This window comes from Cryobacterium sp. CAN_C2 (assembly GCF_015751745.1).
In the GTDB taxonomy this organism is placed as follows: domain Bacteria; phylum Actinomycetota; class Actinomycetes; order Actinomycetales; family Microbacteriaceae; genus Cryobacterium.
On record NZ_JADOUX010000019.1, the window covers coordinates 45,300 to 67,945 of the forward strand.

At 64.4% G+C, this 22,646-nt stretch carries 19 protein-coding genes; 16 read left to right on the forward strand and 3 right to left on the reverse strand.

From position 1 onward, the window contains the following. The 7 genes from IWX77_RS14040 (at position 1) to IWX77_RS14070 (ending at position 7,160) form a co-directional block, all read left to right on the forward strand. Positions 1-798, forward strand: a complete 798-nt coding sequence (locus IWX77_RS14040; protein WP_196845130.1) for a F0F1 ATP synthase subunit delta — start codon at positions 1-3, stop codon at positions 796-798. Between the two features lie 102 nt (positions 799-900). Further along, entirely contained in the window at positions 901-2,538 is a 1,638-nt protein-coding gene (atpA, locus tag IWX77_RS14045) for a F0F1 ATP synthase subunit alpha (RefSeq protein ID WP_196845152.1), read from the forward strand. Between the two features lie 64 nt (positions 2,539-2,602). After that, positions 2,603-3,505 carry a F0F1 ATP synthase subunit gamma gene (locus IWX77_RS14050; protein ID WP_196845131.1) on the forward strand — a complete coding sequence of 301 codons (903 nt, stop codon included), beginning with the start codon at positions 2,603-2,605 and terminating at the stop codon, positions 3,503-3,505. 33 nt (positions 3,506-3,538) lie between these two features. Then, entirely contained in the window at positions 3,539-5,002 is a 1,464-nt protein-coding gene (gene atpD, locus IWX77_RS14055; RefSeq protein WP_196845132.1) for a F0F1 ATP synthase subunit beta, read from the forward strand. 2 nt (positions 5,003-5,004) lie between these two features. After that, complete coding sequence (locus IWX77_RS14060) at positions 5,005-5,274, forward strand: F0F1 ATP synthase subunit epsilon (RefSeq protein ID WP_196845133.1); 270 nt, start codon at positions 5,005-5,007, stop codon at positions 5,272-5,274. A 12-nt stretch (positions 5,275-5,286) separates the two neighbouring features. After that, on the forward strand, positions 5,287-6,111 hold the full coding sequence (locus IWX77_RS14065) for a YaaA family protein (RefSeq protein WP_196845134.1): 825 nt from the start codon (positions 5,287-5,289) through the stop codon (positions 6,109-6,111). Between the two features lie 44 nt (positions 6,112-6,155). Beyond that, positions 6,156-7,160, forward strand: a complete 1,005-nt coding sequence (locus IWX77_RS14070; protein ID WP_196845153.1) for a malate dehydrogenase — start codon at positions 6,156-6,158, stop codon at positions 7,158-7,160. A gap of 9 nt (positions 7,161-7,169) precedes the next feature. On the opposite strand, the gene IWX77_RS14075 is transcribed toward IWX77_RS14070, so the two are convergent. Continuing rightward, positions 7,170-7,697, reverse strand: coding sequence for a methylated-DNA--[protein]-cysteine S-methyltransferase (locus IWX77_RS14075; protein ID WP_196845135.1), 528 nt, complete (start codon positions 7,695-7,697; stop codon positions 7,170-7,172). A 113-nt stretch (positions 7,698-7,810) separates the two neighbouring features. Here IWX77_RS14075 and IWX77_RS14080 point away from each other — a divergent pair, with 113 nt between their 5' ends. From IWX77_RS14080 to IWX77_RS14095, 4 genes are all read left to right on the forward strand, one after another. Then, entirely contained in the window at positions 7,811-8,773 is a 963-nt protein-coding gene (locus IWX77_RS14080; protein WP_196845136.1) for an aldo/keto reductase, read from the forward strand. Positions 8,774-8,930: 157 nt separating this feature from the next. After that, positions 8,931-10,664 carry an ABC transporter ATP-binding protein gene (locus tag IWX77_RS14085; protein ID WP_196845137.1) on the forward strand — a complete coding sequence of 578 codons (1,734 nt, stop codon included), beginning with the start codon at positions 8,931-8,933 and terminating at the stop codon, positions 10,662-10,664. Further along, positions 10,661-12,625, forward strand: a complete 1,965-nt coding sequence (locus IWX77_RS14090; protein ID WP_196845138.1) for an ABC transporter ATP-binding protein — start codon at positions 10,661-10,663, stop codon at positions 12,623-12,625. Before IWX77_RS14085 ends, IWX77_RS14090 begins: the two co-directional genes overlap by 4 nt. Before the next feature lie 94 nt (positions 12,626-12,719). Next, the gene (locus tag IWX77_RS14095) at positions 12,720-13,988 is read left to right on the forward strand and encodes a DUF4192 family protein (RefSeq protein ID WP_196845139.1); all 1,269 of its coding nucleotides are present in this window, start codon (positions 12,720-12,722) and stop codon (positions 13,986-13,988) included. 36 nt (positions 13,989-14,024) lie between these two features. Here the strand turns inward: IWX77_RS14095 and IWX77_RS14100 are convergent, their stop codons facing one another. Both IWX77_RS14100 and IWX77_RS14105 read right to left on the reverse strand, forming a co-directional pair. Beyond that, entirely contained in the window at positions 14,025-15,455 is a 1,431-nt protein-coding gene (locus tag IWX77_RS14100) for an aspartate aminotransferase family protein (protein ID WP_196845140.1), read from the reverse strand. A gap of 5 nt (positions 15,456-15,460) precedes the next feature. Then, complete coding sequence (locus tag IWX77_RS14105; protein ID WP_196845141.1) at positions 15,461-15,943, reverse strand: Lrp/AsnC family transcriptional regulator; 483 nt, start codon at positions 15,941-15,943, stop codon at positions 15,461-15,463. A 123-nt stretch (positions 15,944-16,066) separates the two neighbouring features. Here IWX77_RS14105 and IWX77_RS14110 point away from each other — a divergent pair, with 123 nt between their 5' ends. From IWX77_RS14110 to IWX77_RS14130, 5 genes are all read left to right on the forward strand, one after another. Further along, positions 16,067-17,503: a gamma-aminobutyraldehyde dehydrogenase gene (locus IWX77_RS14110; protein ID WP_196845142.1), complete on the forward strand. Its 1,437-nt coding sequence runs from the start codon at positions 16,067-16,069 to the stop codon at positions 17,501-17,503. Positions 17,504-17,608: 105 nt separating this feature from the next. Next, positions 17,609-18,412 (forward strand): PP2C family protein-serine/threonine phosphatase, encoded by an 804-nt coding sequence (locus IWX77_RS14115; RefSeq protein WP_327012194.1) that lies wholly within the window; start codon positions 17,609-17,611, stop codon positions 18,410-18,412. A gap of 53 nt (positions 18,413-18,465) precedes the next feature. Continuing rightward, complete coding sequence (locus tag IWX77_RS14120; protein WP_297414039.1) at positions 18,466-18,810, forward strand: zinc ribbon domain-containing protein YjdM; 345 nt, start codon at positions 18,466-18,468, stop codon at positions 18,808-18,810. Positions 18,811-18,822: 12 nt separating this feature from the next. Continuing rightward, complete coding sequence (locus tag IWX77_RS14125) at positions 18,823-19,434, forward strand: FHA domain-containing protein (RefSeq protein ID WP_196845144.1); 612 nt, start codon at positions 18,823-18,825, stop codon at positions 19,432-19,434. A 108-nt stretch (positions 19,435-19,542) separates the two neighbouring features. Continuing rightward, positions 19,543-22,551: an FtsK/SpoIIIE domain-containing protein gene (locus IWX77_RS14130; RefSeq protein WP_196845145.1), complete on the forward strand. Its 3,009-nt coding sequence runs from the start codon at positions 19,543-19,545 to the stop codon at positions 22,549-22,551. Positions 22,552-22,646 lie beyond the last annotated feature (95 nt).

Here is a 22,646-nt window from a genome sequence, read left to right on the forward strand (position 1 = left end):
ATGGGAAGCGCCACCAGAGAAGCACTCGCCACATCGAGGGCGGCACTGTCCGTACCCGGCGGTACGACTGATCTGGCGACCGGCGAAAGCCTCTTCGGCGCCGGTCGAGTGATCGGGTCGACGTCTCAGCTATTGTCGGCACTCGGCGATGCATCAGCGGAGTCGTCCGCCAAAGTCACCCTCGTTCGTGCCGTATTCGGCACGAACGTGACGCCTCGGGCGCTTGACCTGCTCGCAGCCGCCGTGTCGGAACGCTGGTCCAGCCACGACGACCTGCTCGCCGGAATCGAAGAACTGGGCCTGCGGGCATCCGCTCTGTCGGCACCGGCCGGCACGTCGATTGAGGGCGAACTCTTCGCCTTCGGCAAGACGGTGTCCTCGGACGCTGAGCTGGAGCTGGCCCTGGCCAGCAAGCTCGGCAAGGTCGACGCCAAGGCAGCCCTCGTGCAGAAGCTTCTGGCCGGCAAAGTATCCGGTCAGACGCTGGCGATTGTTCGGCATCTGGTGCAGCAGCCTCGCGGCCGCCGCATCGGCGAACTGCTGCGGCACGCTGCATCCGTTGTCGCCGACCAATCGGGTACGTCGATTGCCACCATCACTTCGGCGAGCGTACTCACGCCCGCCCAGCTCGCCCGCTTGCAGACGACCCTCCAGGAACGCCACGGACGTGCACTCACCATCAACCAGGTCGTAGACCCGGCACTGGTCGGCGGAGTTCGCGTACAAATTGGCGATCTGGTCATCGACGGCAGCATCGCAACCCGCCTTGCAGATTTGAGACTCCAGCTCGCCAGCTGATTTCTTCGGCAGCACCACAAACCCCAGCAGTACCAGATGACTCAGGGCGGCAGCGTCCTCGAACAGACAGAACCTGTACAGCCGTACAGAAAAGGGAAGATGATGGCAGAACTAACGATCAGCCCCGATGAGATCCGTGGCGCTCTCCAGGACTTCGTGAAGTCCTACGAGCCGAACAAGACATCAACGACCGAGGTCGGCTACGTCACCACGGCCGGCGACGGTATCGCCCACGTTGAGGGCTTGCCCGGCGTGATGGCCAACGAACTCATCAAATTTGCCGACGGCACCCTGGGCCTCGCCCAGAACCTCGACGAAGACGAGATCGGCGTCGTTGTGCTCGGCGAGTTCGCCAGCATCGTTGAAGGCATGGAGGTGCACCGCACCGGCGAGGTTCTCTCCGTTCCCGTCGGCGACGGCTACCTCGGCCGTGTTGTGGACCCGCTCGGCGCTCCGATTGACGGACTGGGCGACATCGCGACCGAAGGTCGTCGTGCCCTCGAACTGCAGGCTCCCGGTGTTATGCACCGCAAGAGCGTGCACGAGCCGATGCAGACCGGCATCAAGGCCATTGACGCCATGATCCCGATCGGCCGTGGCCAGCGTCAACTCATCATTGGTGACCGCCAGACTGGCAAGACCGCGATCGCGATCGATACCATCATCAACCAGAAGGCGAACTGGGAGTCGGGCGACAGCAACAAGCAGGTTCGTTGCATCTACGTCGCTATCGGCCAAAAGGGCTCCACCATTGCTTCGGTCAAGGGAGCGCTCGAGGATGCCGGAGCGATGGAGTACACCACCATCGTCGCCGCTCCTGCCTCGGACCCCGCCGGCTTCAAATACCTCGCCCCGTACACGGGTTCGGCCATCGGCCAGCACTGGATGTACGCCGGCAAGCATGTTCTCATCGTCTTCGATGACCTCTCCAAGCAGGCTGAGGCCTACCGTGCAGTATCCCTGCTGCTTCGTCGCCCACCGGGACGCGAAGCGTACCCCGGAGACGTCTTCTACCTGCACTCCCGTCTGCTCGAGCGTTGTGCCAAGCTCTCGGACGAGCTCGGTGCCGGATCGATGACCGGCCTTCCGATCATCGAGACCAAGGCCAACGACGTTGCCGCCTACATTCCGACCAACGTGATCTCGATCACCGACGGCCAGATCTTTCTACAATCCGACCTGTTCAACGCCAACCAGCGTCCCGCTGTTGATGTGGGTATCTCGGTCTCCCGTGTCGGTGGCGATGCGCAGGTCAAGTCGATCAAGAAGGTCTCCGGCACGCTCAAGCTCGAGCTGGCCCAGTACCGTTCGCTCGAAGCCTTCGCGATGTTCGCCTCTGACCTCGACGCGGCCAGCCGTCGTCAGCTCGCCCGTGGCGCCCGCCTGACCGAGCTGCTGCGTCAGCCGCAGTACTCGCCGTACCCCGTTGAGGACCAGGTCGTATCGATCTGGTCCGGCATCAACGGCAAGCTCGACGAGGTTCCGGTTCCCGACGTATTGCGGTTCGAGCGCGAACTGCTCGACTTCCTCGGTCGCAACACCGAGATCCTGAAAAACCTGCGCGAGACCAACGTTCTCTCCGATGAGACCGTTGCCGCTCTGACCGCCGGAGTCGATAAGTTCAAGCTCGAATTCCAGACCGGTGAGGGCAAGCCGCTCGCCTCGGTTGGTAAGGAAAAGTTTGAGGCGATTGCCGCCGAAGACGTCAACCAGGAAAAGATCGTCAAGCACCGCCGCTAGTCCTCGCCGATTCTGACGACACAGTACGACCGACGACAACACTGAAAGACAAGGAAGCAGAAACATGGGAGCGCAACTTCGGGTCTACCGGCAGAAGATCAAGTCTGCCCAGACGACCAAGAAGATCACTCGGGCCATGGAGCTGATCTCCGCCTCGCGCATTCAGAAAGCTCAGGCGCGAGTCGCTGCGTCAACCCCGTATTCGCGCGCGGTGACGCGCGCCGTTTCAGCGGTGGCCACGTACTCAAACGTCGATCACGTGCTCACCACGGAGCCCGAGAAGATCGAGCGCGCAGCGGTCGTCATCTTCGCTTCCGACCGCGGCTTGGCTGGCGCGTTCAGCTCGCAGGTTCTGCGGGAGGCGGAGTCGCTCAGCGAGTTGCTCCGCGGCCAGGGCAAGGACATCGTCTACTTCCTGGTGGGCCGGAAGGCCATCGCCTACTTCAGTTTTCGTAACCGCACGTCGGAGCGAGTCTGGACCGGCGGAACCGATCAGCCGCAGTTTGAGACGGCCAAGGAGATCGGAGAGGCCCTGCTGGAGTCCTTCCTCACGGACTACTCCGATGGTGGCGTCGACGAGATCCACATCGTCTACAACCGCTTCGTCAGCATGGTCACCCAGGTGCCCGAGGTTGTTCGGCTGCTTCCCCTCGAGGTCGTTGAGGGTGTGGAAGAACCCGGCGATAACACGGTTCTCCCGCTCTACGAGTTCGAGCCCGACGTTGAAACGGTTCTGGACAGCCTCCTCCCGGTGTACATCGAGAGTCGTCTGTTCAACGCCATGCTGCAGTCGGCTGCGTCTGAGCATGCAAGCCGCCAGAAGGCAATGAAGTCGGCAAGCGATAATGCCGACAAGCTGATCACGGACTACACGCGCCTGTCGAACAACGCGCGTCAGTCTGAGATCACCCAGCAGATTTCCGAGATCGTGGGTGGAGCCGACGCGCTCTCATCCGCTAAGAAGTAGTTCACATGTCCCATGGGCAGAGAAGAGAGAGCAATGACTGACACCGCAATTGCGCCAGTCCGGGCGGAGGACACGGCCGGCTCTGTTGGCCGCATCGCGCGCGTCACGGGCCCCGTTGTCGACATCGAGTTTCCGCATGACTCGATCCCCGGCATCTACAACGCCCTGAAGACCACGATCACCATCGGTGACGACTCGAACGAGATCACGCTGGAGGTTGCACTGCACCTCGGTGACGACCTCGTTCGCGCCATCGCGCTCAACCCGACCGACGGACTCGTCCGCGGCCAGGAAGTGCGCGACACCGGCAGCCCCATCACGGTTCCGGTCGGAAACGTCACCAAGGGCAAGGTTTTCAACGTCATCGGTGATGTGCTCAACGCCAAGCCCGGTGAGAAGATTGAGATCACCGAGCGCTGGCCCATCCACCGCAAGCCGCCGGCCTTCGACCAGCTCGAGTCCAAGACCCAGCTGTTCGAAACTGGAATCAAGGTCATCGACCTTCTCACGCCGTATGTTCTCGGTGGAAAGATCGGCCTCTTCGGTGGTGCGGGAGTCGGTAAGACCGTCCTCATCCAGGAAATGATCCAGCGCGTTGCGCAGGACCACGGTGGAGTATCAGTGTTCGCCGGCGTCGGTGAGCGTACCCGTGAGGGCAACGACCTCATCGCCGAGATGGAGGAAGCCGGCGTCTTCGATAAGACCGCGCTAGTCTTCGGCCAGATGGACGAGCCGCCGGGAACTCGTCTGCGCGTCGCGCTCAGCGCCCTGACCATGGCTGAGTATTTCCGCGACGTCGAGAAGCAAGACGTCTTGCTCTTCATCGACAACATCTTCCGCTTCACCCAGGCCGGTTCGGAGGTGTCGACCCTGCTGGGCCGCATGCCTTCTGCGGTGGGCTACCAGCCCAACCTGGCCGACGAGATGGGAATCCTGCAGGAGCGCATCACGTCGACCCGTGGACACTCGATCACCTCCCTGCAGGCGATCTACGTGCCCGCCGACGACTACACCGACCCCGCACCGGCGACCACTTTCGCCCACCTGGACGCCACGACCGAGCTGTCGCGTGAAATCGCGTCCAAGGGCCTGTACCCGGCCGTTGATCCGCTCACCTCGACCAGCCGCATCCTCGACCCCCGCTACCTGGGTGCCGATCACTACAACACGGCTGTGCGCGTCAAGGCTATCCTGCAGAAGAACAAGGAACTCCAGGAGATCATCGCGATCCTGGGCGTTGACGAGCTCTCTGAAGAAGACAAGGTCACGGTGTCCCGTGCCCGCCGCATTCAGCAGTTCCTCTCCCAGAACACCTACATGGCGAAGAAGTTCACCGGTGTCGAAGGTTCCACTGTTCCGCTCAAGGACACCATCGAGTCGTTCACGGCAATCGCCAATGGTGACTTCGACCACGTGGCCGAGCAGGCCTTCTTCAACGTCGGTGGCATCAACGACGTCGAAGAGAAGTGGGCCCAGATCCAGAAGGAGAACGACTAAGTATGGCGAAGTCGCTTTCCGTCAGCGTTGTCTCGGCCGCGCGAGAGGTCTGGACCGGCGAGGTGACGATGGTTGTGGCCAAGACCGTCGAGGGCGAGATCGGTATTCTTGCCGGCCACGAGCCGATGTTGGCGATTCTGGCCGTGGGCGACGTTCGCCTCACCCTGGACGACGGGTCGAAGGTTGTTGCACGGGCCGAAGATGGTTTTCTTTCGGTCGATAACGACACGGTCACCATCGTGGCCCGCAAGGCTGAACTCGTTGGTTCATAACCCAGGTCACCCGTGTTGATACTGCTTCCGCCGTCGGAGACGAAACGTTCCGGCGGCGAAGCTGTACCCCTGGACTGGTCGACACTGTCCTATCCCAGTCTGACTGCGCAACGTCGCGCCCTGGCTCAGGCCCTCGTCAAACTCTCACGCAACGCGAAGACCGCGCAGGCGGCCCTGAAACTCGGGCGGACCCAACTGTGTGAAATCGACCGCAACCGTTTGTTGCTCACCTCGCCGACCATGCCGGTCATTGATCGCTACACCGGTGTGCTCTACGACGGACTGGATGCAGCATCCCTCTCTGAATCGGAGCGGGCATTCGCGCACACCCATGTCGCGGTGCACTCGGCGCTGTTGGGGCCGCTGCACGCTCTCGACCACATTCCCGCGTACCGTATGTCGCACGACTCTCGCATACCTGAGCTGGCATTGAAGAAGCATTGGGGAGCATCCGTCGCGGGCGTTCTGGCTCGGACCACCGGGCTGCTGCTCGATCTGCGTTCCGAGGCGTATGTTGCGCTCGGAGCCGCGCCCGTGCGCCCGGGCTCGGTGTACGTGCGCGTCGTCGCTGAGACCGTCGACGGCCGGAAGCGGGCACTCAACCATTTCAACAAGAAGTCCAAGGGTGAGTTCACCCGGGCGCTGGTGCAGAGTGGCGAGAACCTCGGGTCGGTTACCGAATTGATCGACTGGGCAACGGCGCAGGGCATTCGCCTCGCTGTGGGAGCTCCGGGGGAGATTGAGCTGCTCGCCGAGCAGCAGCTTGCCTCCCCGGGTGTTCCGGCCGCGTCGAGCATCTACACCACGAAGGAACGCGGGGATAGGCTGGGTGGGTGAACACCGGCGATACGACCTCAGACCTGAACTTGTCCGATGCAAACGTGCCGGTCCGGCGTCAGCCGGTCAACGTCACGGTCACCGGCGCCGGTGGTCAGATCGGCTATGCGCTGCTGTTTCGTATCGCCTCGGGCGCGCTCCTTGGCCCTACGACTCCGGTGAATCTGACCCTTCTCGAAATACCGCAGGGGATCAAGGCCGCCGAAGGATCCGCGCTCGAACTTGAGGACTGCGCTTTTGGGCTGCTGCGCACCGTGACCGTCACCGACGACCCGGCCGTCGCGTTCGACGGCGTCAACATTGCGCTGCTGGTCGGATCTCGTCCCCGGGGGCCCGGCATGGAACGGGCCGACCTGCTCGAAGCGAACGGTCGTATTTTCGGGCCGCAGGGCGCCGCAATAAATGCGGGTGCCGCCGACGATGTGCGCGTGCTCGTCGTGGGCAACCCTGCCAACACGAACGCCCTCATCGCCGCTGCGCACGCGCCCGACATTCCGCGGGAGCGTTTCACCGCCATGACCCGGCTTGACCACAACCGGGCCGTCGGGCAGCTCTCCAACCACCTCCAGGTACCCGTTGACGCGATTCACGGGCTGACGATTTGGGGAAACCACTCCTCCAGTCAGTATCCGGATGTTTTTCAGGCGACCGCAGAGGGCCGTGCGGTTCGCGAGCTCGTCGATGAGCAGTGGCTGGCGCAGACTTTCATTCCTCGAGTAGCCAAGCGCGGCTCGGAGATCATCGCTGTGCGAGGCGGCTCGTCGGTGGCTTCGGCGGCCAACGCCGCCATTGATCATATTTTTGACTGGGTGAACGGCCGCGGGGCCGACTGGACCAGCGCGGGCGTGGTCTCCGACGGCTCGTACGACGTTTCGCCGGGATTGATCTGTTCGTTTCCGGTGCGTTCCGTCGATGGGCAGTGGTGCATCGTGAATGGGCTCGAACTGAACGAGTTCTCGCGCAGCCGCATTCGGGCATCCGTGGCCGAACTGGTGGAAGAGCGTGACGCGGTGCGGGCGCTCGGCCTGCTACCGCTCGGTCGCCGGTGACCCCGCCAACTACCGGTGCGCGATGCCCTCATGGTCGAGCAGCCACACCTTGGTCGGGATGCCTTGGCCGGCGCTGTAGCCGGTGATCTGGCCGCTCGTCGCGAGCACGCGATGACAGCCGATGATGATCGGCACCGGGTTCGCGCCGACCGCCCCGCCGATGGCGCGGCCCGAACCGGACCGCCCGATCTCGCTGCCGAGCGCCCCGTACGAGATGACGTCGCCGAATGTGAGGGTCGCCAGCCGCGCCCAGACGCTGCGTTGAAACTCGGTACCGCGGGTCACATGCACGGGAAGATCAAAGGACTTGCGGGTGCCGACGAAGTACTCGTCGAGCTGTTCGGCCGCCCGCAGCAGCACGGGAGAGGGCGCCTCGGGGATGGCCTCGAGCGGCAGCTGGCCGTCGGTTTCGATGGACAGGGAGAGGATGCCCCTATCGTCGGCGGTAAGTTCCAGACGCCCGAGGGGGCTGGGAAGGCGAAGAAGCGCCTGCACCGAAAAGGAGCGCTGAGTGAGTGGTGTCGGGATGCTGTGCATGGTTCGACTGTAGCCGCCGCCTTCGCGGCGACCTCGCGGGTTTCGGACATCGGTGCAGAGCGATCGCGCAGCCGCGCCTGTGCAGGAGGCGGCTGCGCCCCTAGTCTGTAAGAATGGCTCAAATTGAATATCGCAGACTCGGCTCCTCCGGACTGACGGTGTCGACGATCGGACTCGGGTGCAATAATTTTGGTCGCACCGGAACCGCGTCGGAAAGTCAGGACGGCACGACGGCGGTGATTGACGCGGCTTTCGAGGCGGGGGTGACGCTGTTCGACACCGCCGACATTTACGGCGCCGAGCGCGGACTGAGCGAAACGCTCATGGGGCACTCCCTGCGCGGCAAGCGAGATCAGATCGTGCTCGCTTCCAAATTCGGCATGGACATGGGCGGGCTGAACGGTCCGGACTGGGGCGCGCGCGGTTCGCGCCGGTACATCCGCCTGGCCGTCGAGGCGTCCCTCAGACGGCTACAGACCGACTGGATCGACCTGTACCAGCTGCACGTTCCCGACCCGTCGACGCCGATCGAAGAAACCCTTGCCACACTTGACGACCTCATCACCGAGGGCAAGATTCGCTACATCGGTCACTCCAACCTGGCCGGGTGGCAGATCGCCGAGGCCGAGTTCACTGCCCGCATGAGCGGGCACCCCGCGTTCATCTCCAGCCAGAACGAATACAGCCTGCTCGCACGCGACGTCGAAGACGAGGTGTTGCCGGCCGTGAACGCTTACGGTCTGGGCTTTCTGCCGTTCTTCCCGCTCTACAACGGATTGTTCACCGGCAAATTCTCCCGCACCGGCGGACCGGCCGACAGCCGCATCATGATGATCCGGCGTCACCTCGCCGACGACGCCCCGTGGGACGTGATCGAGCAGTACCAGGAATGGTGCGACGCGCGCGGAGTGACCATGCTGGCGGCGACGTTCGCCTGGCTTCTGGCGCAACCGGGCCTGACCAGCGTCATCGCCGGGGCCACGAAGCCGGAGCAGATCATTCAAAACGCAGCGGCGGCGACATCGTGGCAGCCGTCCGCCGACGAGGTCGCCTACATTTCGAACCTCTTCGCCTGAACGCGCGATGTGAAGCTGATTTGAATACTCGGCGTTTCAGGTGCAGACCGCAACGTTTCGGTCGACGACGTCCCGCAAAGAGTGCACTATTACATCAGGGGTCTCTGCGCTAACCCTTCCGGTCGGGCAGGTCGCCGTTTCTTACTAGGAGAACTTCGTGCTGTGGTCCTTGCTCGTGCGTTACCTGCGTCCGTACCGGCAACTGCTTCTGGGGGTGATCGTCTTTCAACTGGCCCAATCGATCGCCTCACTTTTCCTGCCCACCCTCAACGCCGACATCATCGACGAGGGTGTCGCCACGGGCGACACCGGCTACATCCTGCGGGTCGGTGGCCTCATGCTGCTCATCACACTCGCCCAGATCATCTGCGCGATCGTGGCCGTCTACTTCGGTGCCAAGGTTGCCATGAAGGTCGGGCGTGACCTGCGGGGCGCCGTCTTCAGCCGGGTCGGCGAATTCTCCGAACAAGAAGTCACCCGGTTCGGGGCGCCGTCTCTGATAACCCGCTCCACCAACGACGTGCAACAGGTGCAGATGCTCGTGCTGACCACCTGCACCCTCCTGGTCTCGGCGCCCATCCTCAGCATCGGCGGCGTGATCATGGCGATTCGCCAAGACGTTCAACTCTCCTGGCTCATCGCGGTGAGTGTGCCGATCCTGCTCATCGCCGTCGGATTCATCATCGTGAAGATGGTGCCGCTCTTTCGCAAGATGCAGACCCGTATCGACACCGTCAACCGGGTACTGCGGGAACAGCTCACGGGCATCCGAGTGGTGCGCGCGTTCGTGCGCGAAGACGTCGAGATCGCCCGGTTCGCGAAGGCTAACCAGGACGTCACGGACGTTGCCCTGAGCTCGGGGCGCCTGATGGCGCTCATGTTCCCCATCGTCATGCTCGTGCTCAACGTCTCCAGCGTCGCCGTGATCTGGTTCGGCGCGTTCCGCATCGAAGACGGCTCGATGCAGGTGGGCACGCTCATCGCCTTCCTCAGCTATCTCATGCAGATTCTCATGGCCGTCATGATGGCCACATTCATGGCCGTCATGATTCCGCGCGCAGCCGTTTCGGCCGACCGTATCGGCGAGGTACTCGCCACCGAATCGAGCGTCGTGCCGCCGGCCAGCCCGGTGAACGTGACGGTCGGCCAGGGTGAACTCGAACTACTCGACGTCGGATTCGCCTATCCCGGCGCCGAACAGCCGGTGCTGCGCAACGTGAGCTTCATCGCCCGCCACGGCGAGACCACCGCGATCATCGGCAGTACCGGCAGCGGCAAGACCACCCTGGTCAACCTGCTGCCGCGCCTGTTCGACGCCACGAGCGGCTCCGTGCTCGTCGACGGCGTCAACGTGCGCGAGCTCAACCCCGACCTGCTCTGGGGCCATATCGGCCTCGTACCGCAAAAGCCCTACCTGTTCTCCGGCACCGTGCGTAGCAACCTGCTCTACGGCAAACCGGATGCGACCGAAAACGAACTCTGGCAGGCCCTCACGATCGCCCAGGCCCGAGACTTTGTCACGGAAATGGACGGCGGGCTCGACGCACCGATCACGCAGGGCGGCACTAACGTGTCGGGCGGCCAACGCCAGCGCCTCGCAATCGCCCGCGCCGTGGTGAAACGGCCAGAGCTGTATATCTTTGACGACTCGTTCTCGGCGCTTGACCTCGTCACGGACGCCCGACTGCGTCTCGCCCTCAAGCAAAGCACCGACGGCGCCACCATGATCATCATCGCCCAGCGGGTCTCGAGCATCATCGACGCCGACCAGATTCTGGTGCTCGAAAACGGCCGTATCGTCGGTCGGGGAACACACGGGTCCCTCCTCGAGTCGAACACCACCTACCAAGAAATTGTGTCATCCCAGCTCACCGCCGAGGAAGCAGCATGAGCGAGACCCACGCCGACGACAAGCCGGCGCCGCGCCCGCAGCGCGGCGGCGGGCCGTTCGGCGGCATGAACCTGCCGGCCGAGAAGTCGATGAACTTCACCGCCTCTGGAAAACGCCTGCTCGGCAAACTGCGCCCGGAACGCCTGTGGCTGGCTCTCGTACTCGCCCTCGCTGTGATCAGCGTGACGTTCTCGGTGCTCGGCCCACGCCTGCTCGGTGAAGGCACCAACCTGATCTTCTCCGGCGTCGTGTCCACAAGCCTGCCGAGCGGCAGCAGCCAGGCCGAGGTGATCGCGGGGCTGCGGGCAGCCGGCAACACCAACCAGGCCGACCTGCTCAGCGGTATGACGCTCACCCCGGGGGTCGGCATCGACTTCGCCATGCTCTCCACCGTGCTGTTCTGGGCGCTCGCCCTCTACGTGCTGTCGAGCGTGTTCAGCTGGCTGCAGGCCTATGTGCTCAACGGCGTCGTGCAGCGTACGGTGTACCGGCTACGGGAAGAGATCGAGGCGAAGATCAACCGCCTCCCGCTGAGCTACTTCGACAAGAAACCGCGCGGTGAGCTTCTCAGCCGCGTCACCAACGACGTCGACAACATCTCGCAGAGCCTGCAACAGTCGCTGAGCCAGGTGGTGACCAGCCTGCTCACGGTCATCGGTGTAATTGTGATGATGCTCATCCTCTCGCCGCTGCTGGCCCTGATCGCTCTCGTCACGGTGCCGCTGACCCTGGTGATAACGGCGCTCATCGCCAAACGTTCGCAGAAACTGTTCGTGGCGCAGTGGGCGAACACCGGCGAGCTGAACGGGCAGATCGAAGAAACCTTTACCGGTCACGCCCTGGTCAAGGTGTTCGGTCGGCAGAAAGAGGTCGACGCCCGGTTCAAGCAAAAGAACGACGAACTGTACGAGACGAGTTTCGGTGCCCAGTTCATCAGCGGCATGATCATGCCGGCCATGACCTTCGTCGGCAACCTCGTGTACGTTGCCATTGCGGTCGTCGGCGGCCTGCAGGTCGCTTCCGGCGCCATGCAACTCGGTGACGTGCAGGCCTTCATCCAATACTCCCGCCAGTTCACCCAGCCGCTTGCGCAGCTCGGGTCGATGGCGAATCTGCTGCAATCGGGTGTCGCATCCGCTGAACGCGTGTTCGACCTGCTCGACGCTGACGAACAGAGCGACGACCCCGATCCCGCCGAGACACCGATCGAGGTGCAGGGCCGGCTGGTCTTCGAGAACGTGTCGTTCCGGTACAGCGCCGACAAACCACTGATTGAGGAACTCAGCCTCGTGGCGGAGCCCGGGCAGACCATCGCCATCGTCGGTCCCACCGGCGCTGGCAAGACCACCCTGGTCAATCTCATGATGCGGTTCTATGAGATCGATTCCGGGCGCATCCTGCTCGATGGTATCAACGTCACCACCATGACCCGGCACGACCTGCGCCGACGCATGGGCATGGTGCTGCAGGACACCTGGCTGTTCGGCGGCACGATTCGCGACAACATCGCCTATGGCCGACCGGATGCCACGGAGGAGGATATTCTCGCCGCCGCCACCGCGACCTATGTGGACCGGTTCGTGCACTCGCTGCCTGACGGCTACGACACCGTGCTGGACGACCAGGGCAGCAACGTGAGCGCCGGCGAGATGCAGCTGCTCACCATTGCCCGCGCCTTCCTGGCACAGCCGAGCGTGCTCATTCTCGATGAGGCGACCAGTTCGGTCGACACCCGCACCGAGGTGCTGGTGCAGAAGGCGATGAGCGCCTTGCGCGCCGAACGCACGAGCTTTGTCATCGCCCACCGCCTGTCGACGATTCGCGACGCCGACCTGATCCTCGTGATGGAGTCGGGGCGCATCGTGGAGCAGGGCAACCATGTGCAGCTGCTCGCCGAGAACGGCGCCTATCAGGCGCTGTATGCCGCACAGTTCGCTGCGCCCGTCGCCGACGAGGTCTAGAGGCATCTCCTCCCCACCCGGTCGCCGGCCCGAATCAACCCCAGATTCGGGCGGGCGCGTATCCGGGGTGCGCTCGGGCGAGCACAGTGGCGGCATGCATCCCACCATTGTCAAAGCCCAGAAGGCCCAGGACTTTCTGGCACTCGTTCCCCAGCTGCTCGGATTTGTTGCCGAGACCAGCGCCGTTCTGGTCGCGTTTCGCGGCAACCGCACCTGCGGCGCGCTGCGTTTCAACCTGCCGGACGACGGCGCACCCCACAGGGTGTACAACCGCATTGCGACGACCCTCGCCGGGATGCTCTGCAAGATTCCCGGAGTCGACGCCGTCGTTCCCGTCATCTACACCAACGATTCCTTCACGGATGCCGCCGGAATCCCGCGTGAGCGGTTCGCCGAGATTCTGAACCGGCGATTGGAACTGAGCGGTTTTCTGCTGCGCGATTCCCTGTGCGTGGCAGCGGATGCCTGGGGCAGCTACCTCGACCCGCAGTGCCCGGCGGTCGGGCATCCGCTCAGCGACATCGCGGAGTCCCCGGTGAACGCGGCGGACGCGGCGCTCAAGGAGCATCCGCTTGGCACGCTGCAAAGCGGCGCGGAACCGATCGACGTTGATCTGGCGTCCAGGGAACGCCTGGCCCGGGTCTATCGGCGCTACCACCGTTTGATCGCGCGGGCCGAGAACGCTCCGGAGCGCTTTCCCACCCTCGGTTTTGTGCTCGACCCGGTGGCGATTGCTGAAGCGGCGCTGACCTGGCAGAATCCGCCCACGGAAGAGAACGCCGCGGCATTGCTCGTGCTCGTGCAGTCGCCGCCGAATCGGGACCAGATCATGGTGCAGTTTGCCTTCGGGCGTGATGAGGGCGTTCGCGCCCATGAAATCAACTGGCGGTATGCTCTGCTCCAGTACGAAACCGGGCGTAGCCTTGACGATCTCGTGACCGAGGAGATCAACACCGGCGACCCGACCGCCGAACACGCCGGCGACATCATGCTCGGCCTGCAGCGTGAACGACCCGACGTCGATCGGATCCGCACGGCGATCACCCTGCTGCGCACCGTCGTCGCCATGGCTCCGCGTTCGGCCAGACCGGCGCCGCTGTGCATGCTGGCCTGGCTGTCGTGGGCGCTCGGCAGTGGTTCCGTGGCCGGATTCTTCGTGGACCAGGCTCTCGCCATTGACTCGCAGTACAGCATGGCGACCCTGTTGAATTTGCTGCTCACGTCCGGGCACCTGCCGGAGTGGGCGTTCGCGGTGCCGCGCAATGAAGACGGCGAAGACAATGACCACCACGAGGAGGGCGACGGCTACGAACTTGACGAAGACTGGGGTGAAGACTTCGACGAGCGCGCAGCCGGCCGCTGACCCTGGCGTGTATGCAGCACACGCTGATGAAATCAACTACATGTACTTCGGTGCCTCCGAGAGTACGCCGCGCAGGATCTCGCCGATCTCGGCGAATTCTTTGGGCCCGATGGTCAGCGGGGGAGCGAGCTGGATGACCGGATCGCCACGGTCATCGGCACGGCAGTACAGGCCGGCCTTGAAGAGCGCCTTCGACAGGTAACCGCGCAGCAGACGCTCCGACTCCTCGTCGTTGAACGTTTCCTTGGTGCCTTTGTCCTTGACCAGCTCGATGCCGAAGAAGTATCCGGCACCGCGCACGTCGCCGACGATCGGCAACTCGAGCAGCTTCTCCAGCTCTTTGCGGAACAGCGGAGAATTGTCCCGCACGTTCTCATTGAGCTTTTCCTCGTCGAAGATGTCGAGGTTGGCCAGTGCCACGGCCGAGGAGACCGGGTGTCCGCCGAAGGTGTAGCCGTGGTAGAACGTCGTGTCGCCGTGCTTGAAGGGCTCGTAGATGCGGTCACTGACGATGGTGGCGCCGATCGGCGAGTATCCGCTCGTCATGCCCTTGGCGCACGTGATCATGTCGGGCTGGATGTCGTAGGTCGTCGAGGCGAACACGTTGCCGATGCGACCGAACGCTGTGATGACCTCGTCAGCGACCAGAAGAACGTCATACTTGTCGCAGATTTCCCGGACGCGTTTGAAGTAGCCGGGGGGCGGCGGGAAGCAGCCACCGGAGTTCTGCACGGGTTCCAAGAACACAGCGGCGACCGTCTCGGGCCCCTCGAACTGGATCATCTCTTCGATGCGGTTCGCGGCCCACTGGCCGAAAAACTCAAGGTTGTCACCGAGACCGAGGCCCGGACTCATCTCGTCGGCCCGATAGAAGTTCGTGTTGGGAACGCGGAAACCACCGGGGGTGACCGGCTCGAACATCTCCTTCATCGCGGGGATTCCGGTGATGGCCAGCGCGCCCTGCGGGGTGCCGTGGTAGGCGACATTGCGGGAGATCACCTTGTGCTTGGTCGGGCGCCCCATCAGCTTCCAGTAATACTTGGCCAGCTTGAACGCGGTCTCAACGGCTTCACCGCCGCCGGTGGAGTAGAACACGCGGTTGAGGTCGCCGGGAGCGTGGGAGGCGAGCCGGTCGGCGAGTTCGATCGCCTTGGGGTGGGCATACGACCAGATCGGGAAGAACGCGAGTTCCTCGGCCTGCTTCGCGGCGACCTCGGCGAGACGCTTGCGCCCGTGCCCGGCGTTGACCGTGAACAGGCCGCTCAGGCCGTCGATGTACTGCTTACCCGTGGAATCCCAGATGTGGTGACCCCGGCCCTTGACGATGATGGGTACTCCAGCGCCGGATTCCATCACCGACTGACGGGAGAAGTGCATCCAGAGGTGATCCTTTGCCTTCTGCTGCAGCTCGGCGTTGTGTGCGTCGCTGTAGGCGGTTGGTGAATAAACGGGTGTGGTGAGAGTCATTTTTTTTACCGTGTTCCCCAGTTATAGAACTGTTTGTGGAGTTTGAGATAAACGAACGTCTCGGTGGAGAAGACTCCCTCGAGATTGCGGATCTTGGCGTTGAGCAGTTCGAGAAGTTCGTCGTCGTCTTCGCAGACGACCTCCGCGAGAATGTCAAAGGTGCCGGCCGTGAGCACGACGTAATCCACGGCATCAATTTTCGCCAGCTCCTCGGCGAGCACGCGGGTGTCGGCCGAAGCACGAATGCCGATCATTGCCTGGCGAAAGAAGCCCAGCTGCATCGGATCCGTCACGGCGACGACCTGCATGACGCCGGATTCGGTGAGTTTCTGCACCCGTTGGCGCACGGCCGCCTCGCTGAGACCGACGGCTTTGCCGATCTCCGCGTACGAGCGACGCCCGTCGGCCTGCAGCTGTTCGATGATCTTTTTTGACACATCGTCGAGCTGGGCCGGCTTGGGCGAGTGACCGCGCCTTTGTCCATTCATGCATCGATTCTGTCAGTCCAAATATACTTCGGCAAGTGAATCCGTCGCACATTATGCAAATCACTGCGGATTTCATTTGTAAATCTGGGTGCACATCACATTGGAATAGGTACACTGGGCCGCATGAGCGCCCCCGAACTCCGCAACTTCATCAATGGCCAATACGTCGACTCCACATCTTTGGATCGATTCGACCTCGTCGACCCCGCGACCGAAACGGTCTACGGCAGTAGCCCGGTGTCGAATGCGACCGACGTGGACGCGGCCTATCGGGCAGCAGTAGCCGGTTATGAAATTTGGGGTGAAACGACGCCGGCGGTGCGTCAGCTCGCGCTCTTACGCATAGCGGATGCGATGGAGGCGCGTGCCGAGGAATTCGCCGACGCCGAGTCGCTCGACACCGGCAAGCCGCGCTCGACCCTCGTCGATGACGAAATTCTGCTCTCGGTCGACCAGATACGGTTCTTCGCCGGCGCCGCCCGTCATCTCGAAGGTCGCGCGGCCGGCGAGTATATGACCGACCACACCTCGTTTATTCGGCGGGAACCGATCGGAGTCGTCGGCCAGGTCACACCCTGGAACTACCCCTTGAACATGGCGGTCTGGAAGTTTGCACCCGCACTCGCCGCCGGTAACACCACGGTGCTCAAGCCGTCTGACACGACCCCGAGCGCAACCCTGCTGCTCGCCGAGATTGCGGCGGAGTTTCTGCCGAATGGCGTGCTCAACGTGATCACCGGCGACCGCACGACCGGGGCGGCGATGATCGATCACCCGACCCCGCAGCTCGTGTCGATCACCGGTTCGGTGCGAGCCGGCATGGCCGTCGCCGAGGCTGCATCACACGACCTCAAGCGGGTGCACCTCGAACTGGGCGGCAAGGCGCCGGTGATCGTGTTCGACGACGCCGATATCGAGCTCGCCGTCGCCGGGATCGTCGCCGCCGGCTTCTTCAACGCCGGCCAGGACTGCACCGCGGCCACCCGCCTGCTCGTACAGAGCGGAATTCACGACGAATTCGTCGCTGCGCTCGCCGCCCATGCCCGGGACAACGCCCGCACGGGAGCGCCCAGCGAACCGGGAATCCTATTCGGACCGGTCAACAACGCCAACCAGCTCGCCCAGGTGTCGGGCTTTGTCGACCGGCTGCCCGACCACGCCGTGCTCGAACTCGGCGGTCATCGTCTCCGCACGACCGGCTATTTTCACGAAGCGACCATCGTCAGCGGTCTGCGGCAGACCGACGAGGCGGTGCAGCAGGAGATCTTCGGTCCCATGATGACCGTGCAGCGCTTCACCGACGAGGCCGAGGCCCTGCGCTGGGCGAACGACGTGCAGTACGGCCTGGCCTCGTCGGTGTGGACCCGCGATCATGGTCGCGCGATGCGCTTCGCCAAGCACCTTGACTTCGGTTGCGTGTGGATCAACACGCATATTCCGATCGTTGCCGAGATGCCGCACGGCGGTTTCAAACACTCCGGTTACGGCAAAGACCTCTCGATGTATGGGTTCGAGGACTACACCCGCATCAAACACGTGATGTCGTACATCGGGCACTAGGCGGTGCGGTGGCCACGAGTGGTGACGTTATTATGGTCCAAGTCCTTCGGCGAACGTTGGAACGGCGGGGACGATTTCGTACCCCACACTCGGAAGGCACCACCCGTGACCCAGATTGGTCAAGGTTCGACCGAATTTCGCGTCGAACTGCCCAGCGTTGCCACGACGATCACGCTGGCGTGGGCCGCCCTGACCGATGTGGGTCATCGCCGTGACGTCAACGAAGACAGCCTGCTTGCCGCGCCGCCGCTGTTCGCTGTCGCCGACGGCATGGGCGGCCATTCGGCCGGCGACGTCGCCAGTGCTGCCGTCGTGACCAGGCTCGCTGAGCTCACCGGAACGCTCATCGTCGAGGCCGGTTCGATCGACCGGGCGCTCGCCCTCGCTGTTGAGGACATGGCGCAGGGGGTCGGGGTCACCGACCAGGGCACCGGAACCACGGTGACCGGCGTCGCGTTGGCCCTGGTTTCGGATGCCATTAGCTGGATCGTGTACAACATCGGTGACTCGCGGGTCTACCAGCTGACCGGCGGTGTTCTCGAGCAGATCACCAACGATCACTCGGTCGTGCAGGAACTCGTCGATGCCGGGCGCATCACCCGCGAAGAGGCTGACGTGCACCCGCACGGCAACATCATCACTCGCGCCGTCGGCTTTCACGAACCGCCGATTCCCGACTACCGAATCCTGCCGATTCAGGCCGGCATGCGCATCCTGGTCTGTTCCGACGGTCTCACCAAGGAACTCACCGCCTACGGTATCCGTCATTTTCTGCTCGAAAAAAAGCTCGCAGCGGATGCCGTCGCGGCTATGGTCGAGGCGGCCCTGGAAAACGGTGGTCGCGACAACGTCACCGCAATCGTGGTCGACGTGCTCGCGGTCGAACCGTACGAGGTACCCGAGGCGTGACCGCACGACTAGCCTCGGTCGCCGGCCCAAGGCCGTCGGGTATTATGGAACGAGTGAATGAGACCCTGCCTCCGTGCCCTGAATGCTTCAGCGACCTGACCTACGAGATGGGCGCGCTTCTGGTCTGCCCGCTGTGTGCCCACGAATGGTCGACCGAACCGGCCGAAGAAGAGCAGGAAGCCGTGGTCAAGGACGCCTTCGGATCCGTCCTGACCGACGGGGACACCGTCTCGATCATCAAGGACCTCAAGGTCAAGGGCCAGTCGTTGTCGATCAAGGTCGGCACCAAGGTTCGCAACATTCGCCTCGTCGATCCGGTCGACGGCCATGACATCGACTGCAAGGTCGATGGTTTCGGATTCATGCAGCTCAAGTCCAGCGTGGTCAAGAAGGTCTAGGTCGAGCCGATCGTGACGTGTCAGATTTGCGGTGCCTGGCTGCCGGGCGGGGCCATGTTCTGCGGCGAATGCGGCAGCTCCCGCACCGCCACCGTGGAGTCGCGCAAGCGCCCGGACCCCCGCCCGAACGACACGACGATCATTGCGCGCCTGCCGCGCCCGACCGTCGTCTCCGTACCGATTCCCGCGGTCGTGCCGACGTCGACGTCGACGTCGACGCCGGTGCCGGCCGTCGCTGTCGTGACCGAGGCGCCAGCCGCGATACCGGCCGGCGCGCCGATCACTGCGCTGCCGAGTCGCGAGACCTTCGTGTTGAGCTTCAGTTCCGGCCAGCGCGTGTCGGTGCACGGTTCCGGCCTGATCGGCCGCAAGCCCCTGCCTCAACCCGACGAGAATTTCGACGACCTCATTCGGGTAGCGGATGCCGACCGCTCCGTCTCGAAGACTCACCTCGAATTCGGCCAGCACGACGGCGAGTTTTGGGTCAGCGACCGGGTCTCGGGTAACGGCACCGTGATTCGTCGACCCGGCGAAACGGCCCAGTCGCTCGAACCAGGACGACGGTACGTTCTGCCCCGCGGTACCCGGGTCGAGATCGCCGACCACTCCTTCAGCGTCGCCTGAGGAGCCTGGCCCAAGCAGGCGCTCCTCCACCGGCGACCAGAACGTTGATTGTGCACCGATAACCCAACCGTGGGCCCTCCTCGATTGACGATCTGGTCTGCTGGACGCGTGTCCACCGTCGATGAAACCCTCGCCCTGCCACCCGCACCGGCTGTCGTGCCGCACGCCGGGTTTCCGCTACTCGCGACGGTGGCGCCACTGGTCGCCGCTGGAGTGATCTGGATGGTCACCGGCTCGGCCTTTGCGCTGATCTTCGCCGTTCTCAGCCCGATCATCGCGGTGGCCAGCATGTTCGATTCGAAACGCTCGGGTCGCAAACGCCGCCGGGCCGAGACGGCCTCGCATACCGAGGCAGTTGCGCTGCTGCGGACGGTGATTACCGAGCGTCAGTCCCGCTGGCGCGACGAAGCCTGGCAGCACACACCATCGGCCCGGAATATTGTGCTCGGCCGTGCGGCGGCCGCGCGCTGGCGGCAAACAGATGCAACGCTGGTCGCGCTGGGCACGGGCCCTGCTCCGAGCGGCATCAGACTCGGCGGGGCGACGGCCCCGAACGATCACCGCGAACTTCGGGAGTGGGCCGCGACCGTCACCGGCGCCCCCATCGTCGTCGACCTGACCAACGGGCTTGGCATCGTTGGGCCGATACCGCTTGCGGCCGCCCTCGCCCGCGCCGTGTTCGTGCAGCTCTGCTTCGCCCTGCCGCCGACCGAGCTGGGCGTCTCCAGCGAAAGCCCCACCAGGTCTACCGACTGGGACTGGGTGGCCCAGCTTCCGCATGTCACGTCGACGCCGAGTCGCCTCACGCTGGTGCTGCGCGAGGCGGCGGAGGGAATGCAGATACGAACCGAGAGCACCTCGGAGCCGCGCAACTTCGAGCGCGGCACCGCAGAACCCAGGCGCGGGCGGCTGCTCCTGGCCCTGGCGACGCGGCTCGACGACCTGCCCCCGGGGTGCGGAACGGTCGTGCGCGTGGGTGGGCCGGTACGGGCTCAGATTATCCGTTCGCCGAATCGGGCACCGCCGCTCGATTTCTGCCCGGAACTGCTCGCCCGGGCCGAAGCCGTCGACTTCGCGGTGACGCTCGCCGGGCAGGCCAGGGCCGCGGGGCTCGTGACAACGAACGGGGTGCTCCCCACCACGGTCCCCGTGATGGAACTGCTCAAGCATGTCACCGATGCACCCGCGAGCGACCGGGCGACGGCCCCGCCGAGCCTCGAGTGCCCGATCGGCGTCGGCCGAGATGGGCCGGTGCGCCTTGACCTGGTGCAGTCCGGACCGCACGCCGTGGTCGGGGGAACCACCGGCAGCGGCAAGAGCGAGCTGCTCACCACCTGGGTTGCAGCGCTGGCCGCGATCTATTCGCCCAGCCAGGTGAACTTTCTGCTGGTCGATTTCAAGGGCGGCGCGGCCTTTCAACCGCTCGGTCGGCTGCCGCACTGCGTCGGTCTCATCACAGACCTCGACTCGAACACGGCCGCCCGGGCCCTGGCCAGTCTGGGGGCCGAACTTCGCTCCCGGGAGCTCTTGTTGAGCGCGGCCGGGGCGCGGGACGTGACCGACGTGAGGCTGGAGCATCCGCTGCCCCGGCTCATCATCGTCGTCGATGAATTCGCGACCATGCTCGGGGTGTTTCCCGAACTGCACGCCCTCTTCGTTGACATTGCCGCCCGAGGGCGGTCGCTCGGCGTGCACCTGATTCTGTGCACGCAACGGCCGGCCGGGGTGGTGCGTGACGCGCTGCTGGCCAACTGCAGCCTGCGCCTGTCGCTCCGGGTGAATAACCGCGCCGACAGTCAGGCGGTGATCGGCACGGATGCCGCGGCCGCGTTGGCACCGAATCAGCCCGGCCGGTGCATAGTCGCCACCGAATCGGGAGAACCGGTGCTCTGCCAGGTCGCGACGACCGGGGACCTCGACATTGCGAGCATCGCAGCCGCTGCGCTGTCGGCGCGCTCCCTGAGGGCTCCGCGGCGACCGTGGCTCGATGCGCTCCCGTCGATGGTCACCACTGCCGATCTACGGGCTGCCGATCTACACGCTGTCGACGCGGGAGGGGCCCCGGCGCTTGGTTATCCCCTCGGGTTGCTCGACGAACCTGAGCGCCAGCGGTACCGCGTGTTCGCCTATCATCCCGAAACCGACGGGCACCTGCTCGTCGTCGGCGGGGCCGGTTCGGGCAAATCCACGCTACTGCACACTCTCGCCCGGGTGGCCGAACATCGGATCGACGCCCAGCTGGTGACCGCCAACGTCGAATCAGCTTGGGACGCCCTCGCGAGCATCAGCGCACGGGTCGAAACCGGGCAGCAGACGCACGCGTCGCCCCGATTGGTGCTGTTGGATGACTTCGATTCCGTCTGCGCCCGCTGGCAGCCCGACCACCGGCTGGCTGCCGTTGACCTGCTCATCGGGCTGCTGCGAGACGGACCGGCCGCCGGTGTGCATGTCGTCGTTGCCGTGCAACGGCACACGAGCGTGGTTGCCGGGTTGGCTGCCCTGTGCCAGAGCACTCTCTTGCTCAAACTGCCGAGCGTGCAAGACCACCTCGCGGCCGGCGGGCAATCGGCCGGTTACAACGCCGGACTGCCGCCGGGCGGGGGAGTCTGGCGCACCCTGCGCGTGCAACTGCTGGCTCCCGCCTCACCCGCCCCGTCAATTTCGCCCCCAGCCATCGCGCCCCTGCCCGCCCACGGCCCGCTACTGATCGTGTCGTCGTCGCCGGCAGGCACCGCAACGCGCCTGCGCGGTGTCCTGGGCGTGCCGGTGATCGAGCTGGCGGGAACGAGCGGGCCGGCGGCATCCGCTCTGCTGGTTTCCGGTGAAGCGGGCCAAACGGATGCTGCTGGTCGGCTGGCTGCTGGTCAACTGATCGTTGTCGGTGACGCCGAAACCTGGCAGGTGCACTGGACGCTGCTGGCGCGACTGCGTGGCGCAACGGCGAGCGGCCACGCCAGCCTGGTGTTCGACCGGTGTAGCCTGTCGGACTTTCGGCTACTCAGCCACCGCCGGGAGCTGCCGCCGCCGCTGGCGCCCGGACGCGGGCGGGTCTGGGTCTTGCACCCCGACGGCGAGGTGACCCGGGCGATATGGCCGGAACCGGCCCTGAACCGGTGACGGCCCTGAACCGGTGACGGCCCTGAACCGGTGACGGCCCTGAACCGGTGACGGCCCTGAACCGGTGACGGCCCTGAACCGGTGACGGCCCTGAA